The organism is Parasphingorhabdus sp. NYA22 (assembly GCF_976973735.1).
This window is the reverse complement of the sequence record NZ_OZ333477.1, coordinates 857,721-875,341: the sequence shown is the minus strand read 5'-3', so window position 1 is coordinate 875,341 and position 17,621 is coordinate 857,721. Positions and strand designations below refer to the sequence as shown.

Annotated in this window: 13 protein-coding genes; 6 read left to right on the top strand and 7 right to left on the bottom strand. The window is 57.4% G+C overall.

Annotated elements, in window-relative coordinates:
* Positions 1–208 precede the first annotated feature (208 nt).
* Entirely contained in the window at positions 209–937 is a 729-nt protein-coding gene (locus ACWFTY_RS04310; protein WP_447526160.1) for an outer membrane protein, read from the top strand.
* A 114-nt stretch (positions 938–1,051) separates the two neighbouring features.
* Here the strand turns inward: ACWFTY_RS04310 and ACWFTY_RS04305 are convergent, their stop codons facing one another.
* Positions 1,052–3,103 carry a S46 family peptidase gene (locus ACWFTY_RS04305; RefSeq protein ID WP_447526159.1) on the bottom strand — a complete coding sequence of 684 codons (2,052 nt, stop codon included), beginning with the start codon at positions 3,101–3,103 and terminating at the stop codon, positions 1,052–1,054.
* A 629-nt stretch (positions 3,104–3,732) separates the two neighbouring features.
* On the opposite strand from ACWFTY_RS04305, the gene ACWFTY_RS04300 reads away from it, so the two are divergent.
* A complete protein-coding gene (locus ACWFTY_RS04300) occupies positions 3,733–5,187 on the top strand; it encodes an MFS transporter (protein ID WP_447526158.1) in 1,455 nt (484 codons plus the stop codon).
* A 79-nt stretch (positions 5,188–5,266) separates the two neighbouring features.
* Here the strand turns inward: ACWFTY_RS04300 and ACWFTY_RS04295 are convergent, their stop codons facing one another.
* The 5 genes from ACWFTY_RS04295 to ACWFTY_RS04275 form a co-directional block, all read right to left on the bottom strand.
* A complete protein-coding gene (locus ACWFTY_RS04295) occupies positions 5,267–7,468 on the bottom strand; it encodes a M3 family metallopeptidase (RefSeq protein ID WP_447526157.1) in 2,202 nt (733 codons plus the stop codon).
* A gap of 170 nt (positions 7,469–7,638) precedes the next feature.
* On the bottom strand, positions 7,639–8,487 hold the full coding sequence (locus ACWFTY_RS04290; RefSeq protein ID WP_447526156.1) for a phosphodiesterase: 849 nt from the start codon (positions 8,485–8,487) through the stop codon (positions 7,639–7,641).
* A 27-nt stretch (positions 8,488–8,514) separates the two neighbouring features.
* Complete coding sequence (locus ACWFTY_RS04285; RefSeq protein ID WP_447526155.1) at positions 8,515–10,320, bottom strand: cytochrome c3 family protein; 1,806 nt, start codon at positions 10,318–10,320, stop codon at positions 8,515–8,517.
* A 15-nt stretch (positions 10,321–10,335) separates the two neighbouring features.
* Positions 10,336–11,217, bottom strand: a complete 882-nt coding sequence (locus ACWFTY_RS04280; protein ID WP_447526154.1) for a hypothetical protein — start codon at positions 11,215–11,217, stop codon at positions 10,336–10,338.
* A 136-nt stretch (positions 11,218–11,353) separates the two neighbouring features.
* Positions 11,354–13,804, bottom strand: coding sequence for a cyclic nucleotide-binding domain-containing protein (locus ACWFTY_RS04275; protein WP_447526153.1), 2,451 nt, complete (start codon positions 13,802–13,804; stop codon positions 11,354–11,356).
* A 242-nt stretch (positions 13,805–14,046) separates the two neighbouring features.
* Here ACWFTY_RS04275 and ACWFTY_RS04270 point away from each other — a divergent pair, with 242 nt between their 5' ends.
* Positions 14,047–15,003, top strand: coding sequence for a tetratricopeptide repeat protein (locus tag ACWFTY_RS04270; RefSeq protein WP_447526152.1), 957 nt, complete (start codon positions 14,047–14,049; stop codon positions 15,001–15,003).
* Positions 15,004–15,227: 224 nt separating this feature from the next.
* Positions 15,228–15,575 carry a hypothetical protein gene (locus tag ACWFTY_RS04265; RefSeq protein WP_447526151.1) on the top strand — a complete coding sequence of 116 codons (348 nt, stop codon included), beginning with the start codon at positions 15,228–15,230 and terminating at the stop codon, positions 15,573–15,575.
* A 103-nt stretch (positions 15,576–15,678) separates the two neighbouring features.
* Here ACWFTY_RS04265 and ACWFTY_RS04260 read toward each other — a convergent pair whose 3' ends face one another.
* A complete protein-coding gene (locus tag ACWFTY_RS04260; protein WP_447526150.1) occupies positions 15,679–16,092 on the bottom strand; it encodes a MerR family transcriptional regulator in 414 nt (137 codons plus the stop codon).
* A 68-nt stretch (positions 16,093–16,160) separates the two neighbouring features.
* Here ACWFTY_RS04260 and ACWFTY_RS04255 point away from each other — a divergent pair, with 68 nt between their 5' ends.
* Both ACWFTY_RS04255 and ACWFTY_RS04250 read left to right on the top strand, forming a co-directional pair.
* Complete coding sequence (locus tag ACWFTY_RS04255) at positions 16,161–16,811, top strand: cation transporter (protein WP_447526149.1); 651 nt, start codon at positions 16,161–16,163, stop codon at positions 16,809–16,811.
* Positions 16,812–17,001: 190 nt separating this feature from the next.
* Positions 17,002–17,553, top strand: coding sequence for a GbsR/MarR family transcriptional regulator (locus tag ACWFTY_RS04250; protein ID WP_447526148.1), 552 nt, complete (start codon positions 17,002–17,004; stop codon positions 17,551–17,553).
* The last annotated feature ends 68 nt before the right edge of the window (positions 17,554–17,621 follow it).

Genomic DNA, 17,621 nt, shown 5'->3' with positions numbered 1-17,621 from the left:
CGGCGCCCCGCTGTGGTATTTTTGCATCAGAAACGGGGCAATCGCGACTTATTCAGTTGCCGATGGAACGCCCGTGCGATTGGGCCGTTTCCTCTACTCGTCGATCTAGCGCGCCCTGTGTTCGGCGCAGCATCGACGGGAAGCCCGCAGCAATAGCGGGCATGACCGGAACGATCCTGTTCCATATCTAGTTAGTTGGAGTAAATTTATGAAATCCCCCATGATCACCCCCCTGATCCTCGCTTCCGTCACCGGCGCCTTTGCCGTTGCCACCCCGGCCGCGGCGCAGTCCGACTCCCCCTTCACCGGTCCGCGCGTTGAAATCCTTGGCGGCTATGACACGTTGCGTTCGGGCAGCGACGTTGATGTCGATACCGACAATGACGGCATTTTCGAAAATAACACGCTCGACCAGTCGGTCGACGGTTTCGCTTATGGCGTCGCGCTCGGCTATGATTTCGATGCCGGCCCTGTCGTCTTCGGTCTCGAAGGCGAATATATGGATTCGACCGGCCGTCAGGAAGGCGATGAAGATATTAACGCGCCGTTCGGCTACCGCGTCAACCTGAAGCGCGACCTCTATGTCGGCGCGCGTATCGGTGCCAAGGTCAGCCCGACCACCTTGCTTTACGCAAAGGGCGGCTACACCAACACCGCAGTAGAATCCCGCTTCCAGGACCGCGCTGAAGCTGACGGCGTAAACCTCAACTTCGACGACAGCCAGCAGGTTGACGGCTACCGTCTCGGCGCGGGCGTCGAGCAGGTGATCGGAACCGGCGGAAACGGCAACGGATCCGGCGCATTCGTCAAACTCGAGTATCGCTATTCCAACTATAGCTCGCTCAAATATAACGACACATTGTTCAACGACAGCAATGAAATCGGCGTCGACCTCGACCGCCACCAGGTTGTCGCGGGCGTCGGCTTCCGCTTTTAAGCCGGAGCTAGTCTAGCAACAGAAGGGCGTGCCGTTCGATGAGCGGCGCGCCCTTTTCTTTGTTTTCAATGCTACTGCAAATCCCGAGAGTGCCCCGCCATCAGGTGCCCGCAACTATTTCTCCGCCAGTTCCTTGACCAAATTCGGAGCCGGATAGATAGTTTCCAACGCCTCCTGCACCGCAGCAACAGAAACCGATACCGTCCGATTGAGCGCCGGATCATATCCGTAATTTCCGCCCAGCGAATGGATATTGCCGTCGAACGCCGCACCGATTACCGTGCCAGCTTTGTCGATCACCGGCGAGCCGGAATTGCCGCCGATAATATCGTTGGTCGAGACGAAATCATAGGTGATCGACGGATCGATCTTGTCCTTGTTGGTGACAAAAGCTGGTGCGAGATCAAAGGGCTCATTGCCGGTCGCACGGTCGAATGTGCCGCCGAGGGTCGTCGCTATCGGCACCTCGTTGCCCCGCTCCATCCAGCCTTTGACCTGACCATAGCTGATCCGCAGCGTGAATGTCGCGTCGGGATAAAGCTTGTCACCATAAGCGGCAAAGCGCGCGTCGGCGAGCTTCGCACCGGCGTTGGTCAGCGGACCGGCGTAATTTTCATCAATCTGCTGCTTGAGTTCGCGCTGGCGGGCTTCCAGTTTGCGTGCGTAGAGGATCATCGGATCGTCCGACGCCTCGATTGCGGCGAGGCCGCCGTCCCATAATTTCTGGCGCATTTCGGGATCCGCCAGTCCGGTATTGGTAACCAGCCGTTCGGCCAGCTGTTCGGGACTTTCCTTGCCTAGCAGCAGCTTCGTATCGGGATCGTCTGGCCCCAGATATTCTCGCGCTTTCGACAGACTCCATCCGAACTGCAGTTCGTCGAGCCATGGGTAGATCGGCCGCTCATCGAGCAGGCGTTTCTTGGTCAGCGGAAGCGCACTGTCAGTAAAGCCCGGCAGCCGCTCGGAGTTGGGTTTTGCGCTTTCCATCGCCGCCAGCACCAGAACTTGCGCATAATTGTAAAGATCGCCCGTTGGATCGGTGAAACGTGCGGGCAGATAATAAGAGCGATAAGCCTGCATCGCCGCGTCCACATCCGCCCACGGATCTCCGATAGCGTCATTGCCCGCGCTCTTCGCTTTCAGGTCGGATTCGGCATCGGCAAGCTTTGCGGTAAAGGCGGGATCGTTCAGCGCCTTGGTCCGACCGATATAGACTTTGAGCGAATTTTCGATGCCGCCCAACAGGTCGAGACCCTCGCGGTTTTTCTCCGGGCTTTCCGCCATCGCCCGGATCAGACGCCCGCGCAGTTCCGACATGATGGCGACCGTCACCGGCAGACGCACTTCCCGTTCAAAGGCAAGCTGGCTTTGCGTATAAAGCCGCGAGGTTGAACCGGGATTGCCGACCACAAAGGTAAGTTCGCCGTTCTTCGGTGCCCGCGGATTCCACTTCAGGTGCGCAGGGGTGGCAACCGGCTTGCCGTTTTCGTAGGCCCGCAAAAACGACGCATCGAGCGAATAGCGCGGAAAATTGAAATTGTCCGGGTCTCCCCCGAATGTTGCCGCGCGGTCCTCTGGCGACCAGGCCAGCCGTACGTCCGAATATTTCCGGTAGGTATAGAGTTTATACTGACCGCCACCGAACAGGGTTACCACCTGGCATCTTGTCGTCTCCGTATCCGTACAGCCGGCGCTTTCGATCGCAGCGATTTTCGCGTCACGCGCCTTGGTCAATGCCTCGCCGCTCAGGTCGCCGATGGCACCTGTAATATCGGCGGTCACGTCGCTGATCATGGTCACCACTTCGGCTTGCTGCCCGGCGCATTTCTTTTCTTCGGCCCGGTTTCCGGCGATAAAGCCGTTTTTCAGGAAGTCGTTTTCTTCGTCTGAATTTTGATAAAGGCAGCTTGCGACGCAGTGATGATTGGTAAGAATAAGCCCCTGGCTTGACACGAAGCTGGCGGAACATCCTCCGGTGAGACGAACCGACGCGGCCTGTACGCGGTCCAGCCATGCCTTGTCAGGTGCCCAGCCATAGGCCTCCCGCATCTGCTCTGTCGGGAAGGCACCGAAGGTCCACATGCCCTCATCAGCAGAGGCGGGCGTTGCTGCCGCGCCGATAAGGCAAATCATGCCGGTAGCGAGAAAAACTGAACGTGTGGTCATGAGGACTTGTCTCCTTGTTATGTTCAGAACCGGGGGATTTGACCAACTGTCCGAACTGCCAATATGCATTCCTTCGTTGCTTCGAAATCCGTTCCAAAGGGTAGGATGAGTTTAGCATGACGCGGCGAGTCTACAACGGAATTACCATATCAATCGCGACAATCTCCAACAAAAAAGGGGAGCGCGATCGCACTCCCCTTTCTTAATTCATTCAGGCAAGGGCGGCCTATGTTGCCGCGCCATCCTCACTATGCTTATCGCCTCATTTACCCGGTACCGGGAAGCCACGCTTCTTGAGGATATATTTATCCTCCGGACCGCGGCTGCGGAATTTGCGGTAGGCTTCCTTGCGCTCGGTTTCATTGCCGGTTGCCAGCAGAATCGAGCGGAAGCGTTCTACGGCTTTCGCATCCCACGGGCTGCCTGCTTCCTCGAAAGCGGCCCAGGTGCCCGCAACTGTTTCCCCGTCGGGTCCCTGACCAAATTCGGCGCGAGATCAAAGGGTTCATGACCGGTCGCGTGGTCAAACGCGCCGCAGAAGGTGGTTGCGACCGGCACCTGAATACCGCGCATATAATATCATAATTTCGATAGCTTCAGGCGCCCTATTGTGCGACGCTGACATCAGTGTGAATAAGCAAGAACCCACCTCCCTGCACCTGACGCTTCCCAACCGCCTGTCCTATGGCCTTGGCGGGGCGGTTTATGCGGTGAAGGAAGCGGCCTATGTCATGTTCGTGCTGCTGTTCTACACGCAGGTGCTGGGGCTGAGCGGGACGGCGACGGGGATTGTGCTGTCGCTCAGCCTGCTGTGGGACGCGGTGTCGGATCCGATGGTGGGCAGCTGGTCCGACCGGTTTAAAAGCCGCTGGGGACGGCGGCATCCGTTCATGATTTTCAGCACCGTGCCAATGGGGCTCGGCTTTATCGCGCTGTTTGCGCCGCCCGATTTCGTTCTGGACAGCCAGCTATGGCTGGCGGGGTGGCTGCTGGGCTGTTCGCTGTGGATCCGCACCGCGCTGACCTTTTTCTCGATCCCGCATTATACGCTGGTCGCCGAAATCACCCAGGATTATCACGACCGCAGCGCGCTGATGGGACAGCGTACGGCGTTCCTGTTTCTCACCACGCTGCTGCTGCCGTCGGCCTGTCTCTATTTCCTGTTCGACGAGGGTACAGGCGGCGATGGCCGGTTTATTGCCAGCAATTATGTGACCTATGGATGGCTGTCAGCAGTGATCGTCTGGATCACCGCGACGGCGTGCATTGCCGGCACCTGGAAATTTATCGGCCAGACACAGATAGATCCCAGGCGAGCGCCCTCCACTCCCGGATTTCTGGGATTGTGGCGCGATTTCCTTTCGACCTTCCGGAACCGAAATTTTCGTAACGTGCTCTATTACGACCTGGGCGTGACCGCGGCCTATGGCATCACGGTGGCGCTCAATATCATTTTCTGGACCTATTTCTGGGAACTGGAGGCGACCGAGACGGGATTGCTGCTCGGTATTTCGGTACTGATTGCCGTGCCGATCGCCATGATATTCCTGAAGACGGTTGGCCGGCGGATGCCCAAGCACGACATCGTCAAGTGGGCGGTCATTGTCATGCTGCTCGATCTGTCCTGGCCTTATCTGCTGCGCTGGTTCGCCCTGATTCCGGACAATGGCGATCCCGTGATATTCGCGATTCTGATCATCCAGAATGCGATTTTCATGAGCTTCTTCATATTGCGGATCGTTGCGATCAGTTCGCTGACCGCCGATCTGACTGACGAGCATGAGGCCGAAACAGGCCTGCGGCAGGAAGGCGGCTTCTATTCCGTACTGCAGTTCACATCCAAACTGGGTGGAGCCATAGGACCGCTCTATGGCGGCTTTGCACTGGACATGGTAGGGCTGGAAGAAGGCATGAGACCGGGCGCGGTTGAGCAATCCTCGCTTGATGTCCTCGTCCTGGTTGGCGCGGCCGCAATTATCCCGCTGATGCTGATAGCGCTTTTCTTTACCTTTCGCTTCTCGATGACCGAGGAACGGCTGCTGCAAATCCAGGCACTGATCGCGCGGCGGCGACAGGACGAATGAAAAGGGGAGCGCAATCGCACTCCCCTCTTCAAACTTCATCCTGACAACAGCGGCTCAATTCACCGCGTCGCCCTCGGCCTCACTCACCCGGTACAGGAAACCCGCGCTTCTTGAGGATATATTTAACCTCCGGATCGCGGCCGCGGAATTTGCGGTAAGCTTCCTTGCGGTCGGTTTCATTGCCGGTCGCCAGCAGAATCGAACGGAAGCGTTCTGCGGTTTCCGCGTCCCACGGGCTGCCCGCTTCTTCAAAGGCGGCCCAGGTGTCGGCATCCATCGTTTCCGACCAGAGATAGCTGTAATAGCCGGCCGAATAGGCGTCTGACGAGAAGAGGTGATTAAACTGTGGCAGACGGTGCCGCATCACGATCTCTTTCGGCATGCCGATTTCGGTCAAGGTCTCGCGCTCGAACGCGTCCGGGTCGGTGACCGGCTCCACGCGATTGTGCAGTTTCATGTCTACGATTGCCGAGGACAGATATTCCACCGTCGAGAAACCTTCGTTGAAGGTCTTCGATGCCTGGATCTTCTCGACCAGTTCTTTCGGGATCGGCTCGCCAGTCTTGTAATGGGTCGCGTAGTTCGAAAGAATATAAGGCGTCATCAGCCAATTCTCGTTCACCTGGCTCGGATATTCGACGAAATCGCGCGGCGTGCCGGCGAGACCGGGATAGGTGATGTCATAGTTGAGATAATGCAGCGCATGACCGAATTCGTGGAACAGGGTCGAGGCATCGTCGAGGCTGATCAGCGTCGGCTCGCCTTCGCCGCCCTTGACGAAATTATTATTGTTCGACGAGATCGTGTAATTGTTCTTGCCACCGAGCTTGTACGCGTCCTTGTAGGTGGTCATCCACGCGCCGGAACGCTTGCCCTTGCGCGCATAATTGTCGAAATATTGCACGCCGATGACCTTGTCGCCGCGCTTGACTTCAAAGGTGCGAACCTCGGGATCAAACACCGGAATGGTGCCGGTGGTTTCGGTGAAGGTCATGCCATAGAGCTTGCCAGCCGCATCGAACAGGGCGTCCATCATCTTGTCGAGCTGGAAATAGGGTTTGATTTCCGCGGCATCGAGATCATATTTCGCCTTGCGGACCTTCTCCGCATAGAAACGATAATCCCAGGGCGCGATGGTGATATCAGCGCCTTCGGCATCGGCAATTTCCTGCATGTCGGCGACTTCTTCACCGACGCGGGCGACGGCGGCTGGCCAGACTTTCATCATCAGGTCCATCGCCGCTTCCGGCTCTTTCGCCATCGTGTCGGCCATGCGGTAATGGGCGTGGGTCTTGAAGCCCAGCAGCTTGGCACGGTCGGCGCGCAATTTCAGGATCTTGGCGATGGTGGCGTTGGTGTCATTGGCATCGCCATTGTCACCGCGGTTGATATAGGCGTTGTAAACCTTCTCGCGCAGATCGCGACGGGTCGAGTTCTGCAGGAAGGGCTGCATCACCGAGCGGGTGTTCTTCAGCGCCCAGCCGGTCTTGCCCTGCTCTTCGGCTGCTGCCTTGAGCGAAGCGACAAAACTGTCCGGCAGGCCGGCGAGATCGGCTTCGTCGGTCAGGAAGATGAAGGTCTCTTCATCGGCCAGGACCTTGTTGGAAAATTCGTTAAATGCCTTCGACAATTCGGTATTATAGGCAATCAGCGTTTCTTTTTTCGCGCCGTCGAGCAGGGCACCATCGCGGACCAGCTGTTCGTAATTGCGTTCGACCAGACGGGTTTGCATCGCGTCCAGTCCGGCGGATTCGCGATTGTCGTAAACCGCCTTGGTTTTTGCGAGCAGTTTCGGATCGAGGGTCAGCTGATTGAAGAAAGCCGAGACCTTGGGCATCCATTCGCCCTGGATTTTGCGGATCTGGTCATTGGAAAGGTTGCTGCTGTGCACACCCCAGATGGCGAACAGGTCATTGGCTTCATTGCCGACCAGTTCCATCGGAACGGTGAAATTTTCAAAGGTCGCAGGGGCCGGATTATCGCGAATCGCGTTCACCTCGGCCTGGATCTTGACCATGGTTGCCTGGAAAGCGGCAGGGAAATCACTGACTTTCACTTCATCCCACGGCGGCACGCCGTCATAGGGTCCGGTCCACGGCTGGAGAATGCTATTCTCGCTTGTCTCGGCAGCTGCGGATTGCGTTGCGCTCATTTTGTTCAATTCGGCTGTTGTCATTTTTTTTCCATGATTGTCGGCCAAAGCGGGTGTCGCGGTCGCGCCGATCAGCGCGGCGCTGGACACGCCCAGAAAGATCTTACGGGTGGATATCGTGAATCGCATGTATATTTCTCCAAATAGGGAACCGCTGTCGCGGAACTCTCAAAAGCACCTGAGGTACATTTGGGGACGGTCTAGCCAAAGCGAAGCGGAAACGCAAAAAAGGTTGCGCTGGAAATCAATTATTAGACGAACGACTGTTTATTGACGATGAACGACATCGGAATAAATGGCTATTCCGGTCTCTCGGCCAGCAGAGCGCGCACCAGCGGCTGCAGATTTTCGTCATAGCGAGCCAGCATGACATGCTCCTCGGCATTTTCGAAATGGCTGATCAGCTGGCGGCCGTTCCAGTAATGCAGGGCAATGGCCGGCGGGTCGGCAACGATCATGTTGCGGCCATCGGGATGTTCGGGATCGATCGGGTTCAGATCGAGCGCGACTTGCGGCGCGGTCGAGGCACAGATCGCCAGGCTGATGTCACCCCACCATGTGGAAATATTGCGGTGCAAATGACCGGTGATCATGCCCTTGACCTGATCATGGCCGGCCACCGTATCGGCCAGCCGCGTGACCCAGGGCTCGTCGGGGTGGGTGGTCATCCACTCAATACCGCTCTCGACCGGCGGATGGTGTAGAATGAGGATCGTCGGCTTGTCCTGCTGTTCCGACAATCTGGCGGACAACCAGGCAGCCCGGGTTTCGCAAAAGGCACCGCCGTGACGCCCCTCTTCCAGCGTGTCGAGAAACAGCAAGCGGAGTTCGGGGGTATCGACCTCATATTGAACAAAACCGTCGGGGGCCGGAACATCGGGGAATTGTTTGTGAAACGGCGCCCGCAGATCGTGATTGCCCAGACACATGTGAACCGGAAAAGGCACAACGGACAGCGCATTTTCCAGCCGCTTGTAGCTTTCCTGGTCGCCGCGATCGACGAGATCACCGGTTGCCAGCAACAGATCGGGCTGCGGGGTCATCGCGCAAATCGTCTTGATCGCCTGATCGAGCCGCTTGCGGTTGAATTCTGCCGGATTTTCCGGGTCAAAACCCAGGTGAATATCCGTGATCTGCGCCATTAACATGGACGCCCTCCCCTTTTTCGCTATGCCCTATTGCCGGGCAATCTGTTTCTCCGGCTTTGTCTGTTTGTCTTTCTGCTGTTCCTTGATCAACCAGGGTGTCCCGTCATCGGCGTGATAATCATGGCACATGGCGCAGGTCGACGGGACGTCGGATGTTTTCTGGAATTCACCGCCATGACATTCGCGACAAGTCTTGATTCCCGGCAGCAATAGATCCGTGGCCTGCTTGGACGCCGGCGCATTGTGACAGGTTTCGCATTTTTCCTCGGTATGGGCGTCATGGCTGAACCAGCCCTTCTGCATATAGCGATCGGTCTGCGTCACCGGCTTGATGCCATAATCGACCCGCCCGCGGGCTGTCGGCGGGGTCACGCCGTGACAGTCGAAACAGGCGCCGCCGCGAGAGAATACTTCGCTGATAGCCATATTGGCGCGGCTCGGCCGGAATTGCACGGCGCGGGCATAGTCGCTGGCGACGCGGATGTCGTTGCTTTCACCCGGGCGACGGCGCGCCATCCCGCCAAGATTGATCGGCCGGGTCGGCCCGGTGGAACGATAATAAGCTCTGAGATCGGCCTGAACCATGGCTGGTTCGCCATGGCGCAAGGTCCGCACCGTGCCACCAATCTCGTCAAAGGCGAGGCTGTGGCACATGCTGCAGTCTTCCTTCATGTCGACCGGCTCAAAGCGCACGCCTTTCGGATCCGGCGTGTGGCAATCCTTGCAGACGAGCGAGGGACCGAAGTCATAATCTGCCGCCAGTCGGCGCCCCATTTGGGCGACACCGCCGGTTTTCGACAGATGCATGTCATGGGGGAATTTGAGACCGTTATTCTCGGTCGGCTTGTCATCGAGCGAGACACGCGTGCGCGGCGGATTCTTGCCGCCCGGGCTGACCAGCACGGCTGGCCGGAATTGCGGATGTTCAATGCCGAAGTCCGACGCATTTTCCAGTTTTGTGTCGGTCAACCGTGCATCCATCCCGTTATGGCAATCCGCGCAGAATTTTTGCGCAGTCGGTTCCATAGCACCAGCGCCTTCATGCTCGCTGTGACATTCGACACACCTGCCCGGCGGCTTGTTGAAAGCAGAGGCGAATGCGGCGCCGATTTTGCCGAAACCTTCCGGCTCGCCGCGCGCGGTCAGCAACCGCGGCTTGGCGGCATGGTCGTGCGCGTCATCTTCGTGACAGGTGAGGCAAGTCTTGTCCTGCACCGTGACAAAGGCATCGACATGACAGGCCTGGCAATCCTGCTCCAGCCCGTGATGCGCGCTGCTCAGCGCACCGGCCGACCACATGGTGTCGGCGTGGAACTGGTCGGGCCGTTCCTCGACCCCGCGCCAGGTTGCCCATGTATAGATCGGCCAGACAAGAAACGCGGCCAGCACCAGAGCGATGAAACCCCAGGCGCTTACCCTTTTGCCGGGGAGCAGGCCCTTGAGCGTGTAGAGCGTTGTTTCGCTGCGCGTTTCGGCGGAATCGGACAAGGCCTCGACCCGCTTGACGGTCAGGACAATATCATCGCCTTCCTCGCTGACGACGATGACATGGCCGCCGAAGCCGAGTTCCGCGCCGGCGGACGGATCTATGGTGACAGAAATCCGGTGCTTGCCGTCGAGCGTAAAATTCTGGCCCGACGTGCTTTCGACAATGATCTGGCCATCATCGCGCCTGCGGATGACGGCATGATTCGGATTGACCGCAAGATCGGGCAGATGGATCGCGTTCTCGGTGCTGCGACCGACGCCGATCTCATCGGTCGGAAACGGCTTGGACCGGGTAATCTCCCGGCCGGCGGCGGTGGTCGTGATCTGGCGAACAATGAAAGTCATATCGGGCTCCCCATCCTACCAGTAGAAAAACACGCTGATGATATGCGCGGTGAGCGAGGCGATCAGCGCGAAAGTCATCGGGACATGGACGAATAGCCAGACCTGCAGCATCGCCTTGAGCTTCAAATGGCGACGCACGCGGCCCAGCGTGGATTCCTTTTTCTCGAGCAGCGCTTCAACCTTGTCGAGCGGATCGTCTGTGCCCATTTTCGGCTGATAGGCGCGCTCGCGGCGCAGATCGGCCTGCGCCTGACGGGTTGCGCAATCGGGATATTTTCCGGAAATCCGCCGGAAGAAACCCCCGCCAAACGGATCCTGTTCGAGGGACTGTAGCACCAGAGTCGCGTGTTCCGCCGATAGCGGCTGGGCCGCTTCGTGCAGTTGCCGGTCAAGCGAACGGAGATTTTCGAGCATCTCGGCCTCGGTCATCTCGTCGCGATTGTCGGACAGCGCCTTCGGGATGGTCACGTAGAAATAGATCCCGACAATGCCGGAAATGATCACGATCATCATGAACACATAGGCGGCGGTATGGATATTCCAGCCGAGCTGGAAACCCGTATGCAACGTGCCGATCACGATCAGGCTGAGACCAAGATAGATATGCGCGGAGGTCCACGCCTTGAGCGACCATTGGCCAGGCGTCATCGCGCGCTTGCGCACGCCGAGCAGGGTCAGCCAGAGGATAAGCAGCGCGCCGATCGTCCCTAGAGTATAGCCGTACCAGCTTCCGCCATTGTGACGCGGTGACACATCAATGAACAGATAGCTGACGATGCAGATCAGCATGATCGCCGAGGATATTTTCAGCCAGCGGAAACCGGCGTGCCTGAGGAAGCCGTCGTGCATCGCGACTTTCTTGCGGCCGGACGGGGCAGTGATGGCGTTACCGGCCATTATAGGGAGCCCCCCTTGGCTGCGGGTTCGGTGGCTGGATGCACCGTTCGTCCTGAGCCTGTCGAAGGACCGGGTTCAATCTCACGCTGTGCTTCGACAAGCTCGGCTTGAACGGTGTGCAGGGGAGACAACAATCTCACACCTCTTCCCCTTCGAGCTTTGAAACAGTGAGAAATTCTTCCGGTGCCACGCGGATCGCTGCCCCGGTCGGACAGGCGCGCACGCAGGCCGGCCCGCCCTTGATCCCGGCGCACATATCGCACTTGATCGCCTTTTTGGGTTTCTCAATCGCAGGGTCACTATGGTCTGCGGCCCATTTCTTGTCCGGCTCGCCCGGCCCCGGACCGGCGCCAAAGAACAGCCAGTTGAGCAGGCTCGGTTTCTTCGGCGGCACCTTGTCCATGCGGATCACGCCATAAGGGCAATAGCGCTGGCAATTGCCGCAGCCGATGCAGCTGTCATCGATGAACACCTCGCCATCGGGACCCCGGTGAATGGCATCGGGCGGACAATCGGACATGCAGTGCGGATGTTCGCAGTGGCGACAGCTGGTCGGCACGTGCAGATGGGCATAGGTTTTGCCCGCCTCGCGATCGAGACGCGACAGGCCTTCGTGGCTGTCGGCGCAGGCTTTTTCACAATTGTCACAGCCGACGCACAGATTTTCATCGATCAGCAGCACATCTGTGGCTTCGCCGATGCCATTGTCGACGAGGAAATTGGCAATCCCCGAATACATGTCGACAACACCAGAGAAACTGTCCTTTTTCGCTTCGACAAAGGCGTTGATATCCTGGCGCGCGGCCATGTCCTTCTTCGCCTTGCGCATCAGATCGGGATGGGCGTCGAGCACTTTCTTGAACGCATCGCCGCTGATCTTGATGACTTCCGACTTGATCGCAGCCTTGACCGTCGCGGTGCGAAAGCCGCCGGCGATCAGCGTCATTTCGCCGACATAAGAACCGGCCGGGAGATAGGACAGAAACACCGGTTTTCCGCCAATCTGTTTCTCGACCACCATCGAGCCGACGCGAATGACGTAAATATCATTGCCCTCGGCACCTTCCTCGATAATCGTTTCGCCAGCGCGGATATTGATAATCTCGCTGGACTCGACGACCTCGGCAATATCTTCCTTGGTCAGGCCCGAACCGAACATCTGCAGCAATTGCCGTTCGGTGGAAATCCGGGTGATCGCACGTTTTGCAGCGGGGACCGACGCTTGCAGTTTCAGCGCAGCGGTACGCGGAATTTCGACCACGATGACATCATCTGCCGCCTTGATCGTCGCGCCGCGCCGTCGGCCCGAAATCAGACCGACTTCGCCGAAGATCGAACCCTGTTCAATCGGAACGGTGATCGAGGGATCCGTCGGATTGATTTCAACCAGAACCGAACCCTGTGCGATGGCGAAAAGCGAGCTTCCCGGATCGCTTCTCTCGAAAATCGTCTCGCCCCGGCTGTAGCTCTGCGGTTCACTGTCGAGCATGAATTCCCGCATCTGCAGCGGCGAAAGCTCGTTGAGAATGGTGATATTGGAACGGAAAAATTCCAGCCATTCATCGACCGACCGGCCTCGGGGCAAGTCGCTGAACTTCGCTTCGAGTATCGGCTCATCGGCAGGCTTCAACTCGGTGTTGCCGTTAATAAACTCGATAACATCATAGCCCTGGTTCATGCAGTGCTTGATCAGTGGATAGCCGGCCAGCGCGCCGATGACATATATGCCCTTCTTGGTGCTTTCGAACGCAGGGGACAGCTTGGGATAGGCCTCGCGATCCTCGCTGGTAAATTCGATCCCGCATTGCTCGACAAATTTGCGCGGCGGCGCCGAGCCCATGCGCGCGATGATCCGGTCGCACTTGATGGTTTCCTGACCGTCGCGGGTTTCCAGCACCAACTCGCCATCCTTGACCTCGGCCGGCGTGGTCTCGTTGCGGATATTGACCTTGCCCTGCTCGCCCGCTTCCATCAGCAGCTTTACATTGGCTTTTTTCGCCCGGGCAAATTCCGCCGAGCGGTTGAGAATGGTGACAACATTATTCTGCGCCGCGTCGGCAGCAAGGCCGAGCGCGTTCTCGATACCGGCATCGCCCGATCCGATCACCGTAATATGCTCGTCATAATATTCGCCGGGATCGTCGAGCTGATATTGCACCAGCTTGTTGTCGCCGCCGGGGCAGCGCATCAGATTGGGATTGCCCTGCGTCCCGATCGCCATCACGATGGCTTCGGCCAGCACCGTGTCACCGTTCTTAAGGGTGATGGTAAAATTGCCTTCGTCACCCTCGATCTTCACCGGCTCGGCATTATACATGACGTTGACACCATGACTGGCAGTCTGCTCGTCCCATGTGCCAAGAATCGCCTCGCGCTTGCCGGCGTCAAATTCCATGTCCGAGCGCAGCACCAGCTGGCTCGGCGTTGCCATGACATGCTTGCCCTTCTGATATTTGAAGATGGTATCGGAAAGATGGTCGGTTTTTTCCAGCAACACATGCTTGAGCTTCAGCTGTGCAGCGCGCCCAGCAGCGCTCATGCCCGCTGGTCCGGACCCGATAATGACTACTCGAAACTTGTCCGACACGCGCTTGCTTCCCCCTCTTGCTTTCCCCCGACCAACGCACCCTCATACGTCAAAGCGATCTGGTTCAGCTTATTATTCGGCTGTAGCGCGACCCAAAAGATTGAACTTTGGCAGTATCTTACCAAAAAGCCTCTTCATTGCCAGTGCAAAATATCACAGCAATCTCGGCGCTTGTCAGGCAGGTAACGGCTCCGTATCTCTGCGCGGGAATATGATCACATGAAATAGCTTGAGGATAGACCATGGCGAAATCAGCTCCATCGATGAATATCAGCCGTATCGCGCTGATTATAGCGGCCTTGCTAGCGCTCGGAGCGGTCGCGGTGCAGGTCTATCGCAGCATGAACGACGAATCCGGCGCCAGCACGACGGTTGCCGGAACCGAGACCGAAGCGGCGCCCAGCGTCGACCAGGTCATCGACGGTCTGGAAAAAAAGCTGCAGGAAAATCCTGATGATGCCGAAAGCTGGCGGATGCTCGGATGGAGCTATTTCGAAACCGGGAAATTTGCAGAATCGGCCACCGCGATGAAGCGCGCCACCACGCTCGACCCGGACAATCCCGAATATTGGTCGATGCTCGGCGAGGCTCTGGTGATGACGAGCGACGGACAGAAAGTGCCGGGCGACGCCACGGCCGCTTTCCGCAATGCCCTGAAATATGACCCGACAGATCCGCGCGCGCGCTATTTCCTCGCGGTAGAAAAAGACATGGCCGGTGATCATAAAGGTGCGATCAATGACTGGTTCGCGCTGCTCGAAGACACGCCCGCCGATGCGCCTTATGCCGCCGATATCCGTCGGGTGATCGGACAGGTGGCCGAGAATGAAGGCATTGATGTCGCCGCCCGTCTCGCCAAGGCCGCGCCCGCTGCGCCGACCGGCGGTATCACCACCGACGGCCCCGCGGTCGCCACGGCGGCGATTCCTGGCCCAAGCCGAGAGCAGATGAAAGAAGCCGCCGCTCTGCCGCCCGGCCAGCAGGAAGCGATGATCGCGGGTATGGTCGATGGCCTCGACAAGCGGCTGCAGGCCAATCCCAAGGATGCCAATGGCTGGATCATGCTGATCCGCAGCCGCATGCAACTGGGCCAGACGGTGCAGGCCAAACAGGCACTGGACCGCGGCTTGAAAGTGTTCAAGAATGACGGGGCCGAGGCAAAGCGGATCAGGGAAGCGGCTGCGGCACTAGGGGTCTAGTCGATAATGCCTCACTTTTCACAGAGGCTCCATCTCTACGAAAACCTAAGTTACAATCATTTACACGCTATGCCGTTGTGTTGTGACCTCTATGCTATATTGCCGGATTGGAATGAGGCGATCACCGGATTGATTTTCCATCCCTAGGGGAATGGAGCAAAAAAAAAGAATGTAGATATGGATTTGATAACAGCATCTTTACCAAATATGGCCGTTGAAAGCTCTTGAACGACCTGTCCAAAGCAAGGCTGGACCGCTTCGTCCTGATCGTCGCCAGAACCCGGCGGCAGATATCCCAGCATTTTTTCGACAATCTGGGAATCCCTGCTGCGCCCTGCCTTGATATCCTGCTGGCATTACACGCTGCTGATGGCGCTCCGTTGAACGAAGAAAATATTTCCGACTATATCTTCAGCGGCACGTCGGTAACACGCAGATATCTGGAGCTGATGGTCAGCAAAGGTCTGATTGAAGTGGACGACGGAAATGTTCGGCTGACCGCTAGTGGCGACAATGAACTGGCCAGCGTCCTGTCACAATTTCATACAGATTTCATCGAGCGAATCTTGTAGTTCAGATTCTATAGCGACCCACCACAACGGAATATTTCCCAGAAAACCCGGGCACCGCGATTTCTACCCCGCTTTCCGTCCCTGCGACTTTTCGGCTTCTGTTTTATCGGTTCGCGGTCGTCGGCAAGCTTCTCGAAGCCAGAGAGGAAATGATCCGGCAGTCGCCAACCGTGCCATCGCCGGAACATTGCAGCATGGTCGACAATTCGTCACGCAGCGCGGTGAGATCGGCAATTTTCTGTTCGACTGCGAGAAGATGTGCAGACGCGACTTCATCAACCGCATCACAGGGGTCGTCATTGTCATCGGCCAGTGTCAGCAATTCGCGGACCGATTTCAGCGTAAAACCCAGATCCCGCGACCGCCGAATGAACATCAGCCGCTCCAGATGGGAAAGATCATAGTCACGGTAATTTGCCTGTGTTCTGGCCGGCTGTGGCAGCAGTCCCTCCGCTTCATAATAGCGAATGGTCTCCACCTTCGTATCCGTTGCCTTTGCCAGCTCTCCTATTTTCATCGCTTGACCCTATAGTTACTACAGGGTGCATAGCTAGGGACGAATCGCGAATTGTCCAAGGAAATATGATGGCTGGAAATTGTTGTGGAAGCGGAACCGAGGATCAGGCCTCGCTGAATGATCCGCGCTGGCGGCTGGCTCTGTGGATCGCGCTTATCGTCAATGCAGCGATGTTCATCTTCGAATTTGCCGCGGGCGCTGCAGCGGATTCCCGTGCTTTGCAGGCCGATGCGCTCGATTTCTTCGGCGACAGCGCCAATTATGCGATCAGTCTGGTGGTCGCCGGCATGGCCCTGACATGGCGCGCGCGCACGGCCTTTCTGAAAGGACTGACACTGCTTGCTTTCGGAAGCTGGGTGCTGGTGACGGCGATCCTCGCCTTCATCAATGGCACTACGCCGCATGCCGAGATGATGGGCATTGTCGGCGCGATGGCGCTGGTCGCCAATGTCGGCGTTGCCTTGCTGCTCTACCGTTTTCGCACCGGCGACGCGAATATGCGCTCGGTATGGATATGTTCGCGCAACGACGCGATCGGCAATGTCGCGGTGATGATCGCGGCGCTTGGCGTGTTCCAGACCGGGAGCGCCTACCCCGATCTCGCGGTCGCCGGCCTATTGGCAACGCTGGCGATCAGCGGCGGCTGGCAGATTGTCTGGCAAGCCCGCGGCGAGATGCGGTCGGTAAGCGCGGAAGCGAAGAGGGCGCAGGATCGGTGAAGAGGGAAACGGCATCGCGTCGGTAGCGATATTATGAATCATTTCAGGGTCCGCTGAAGGCGCAGTAATCGCCCTGATATTGTGTTCCGAATTTGGATGCATACCTCGCTATCTTCATCACCCAGCAACAAAGATATTGACGCCTTTCGTTATTTCTGTAATTACAGAAATAACGAAAGGCCAACTCGCAATGGGCGTTGAAAAATATCCGGAGGCAATGGAGTTCATTCTTCATTGGGGTGAAATGGGGACGCATTGGGGAGCCAATCGCTCGGTCGCGCAGGTTCATGCGCTGCTCTATCTCAGCAACCGGCCGCTCGACGCAGAGCGAATTTGTGAAGCTCTCGGACTGGCTAGATCGAACGTATCCAACGCTCTCAAAGATCTGCAAGGTTATGGCGTTGTTAAACGGACTCATGTTCCGGGCGACCGTCGAGATCATTTCGTGGCGGAAACGGATTTGTGGGATATGTTCATGGCCATTAGCGCTGAGCGAAAACGGCGCGAGATTGACCCGATTATCTCGAAACTCGCCGATCTGGAACTGCGCTTGGCACAAAGCAACGAATTGCCCAGCCATATACGTGAGCGAATTGGTCGGATGCATGAATTTATCGGCACTTTGACCAATTGGTATGAGCAAGTGCGTGGATTGAAGAAAAGCACTTTAATTGCGTTGATGAAACTCGGGAGCAAAGTCGCTCGTTTCATTCCTGGCTCTAACAAAAACCACACCGAATAAGATTGGAGGAAGAAACATGCCGCCTGCGCAGATTTACATTTAGATATTTCTTAAATTACAGAAATTGC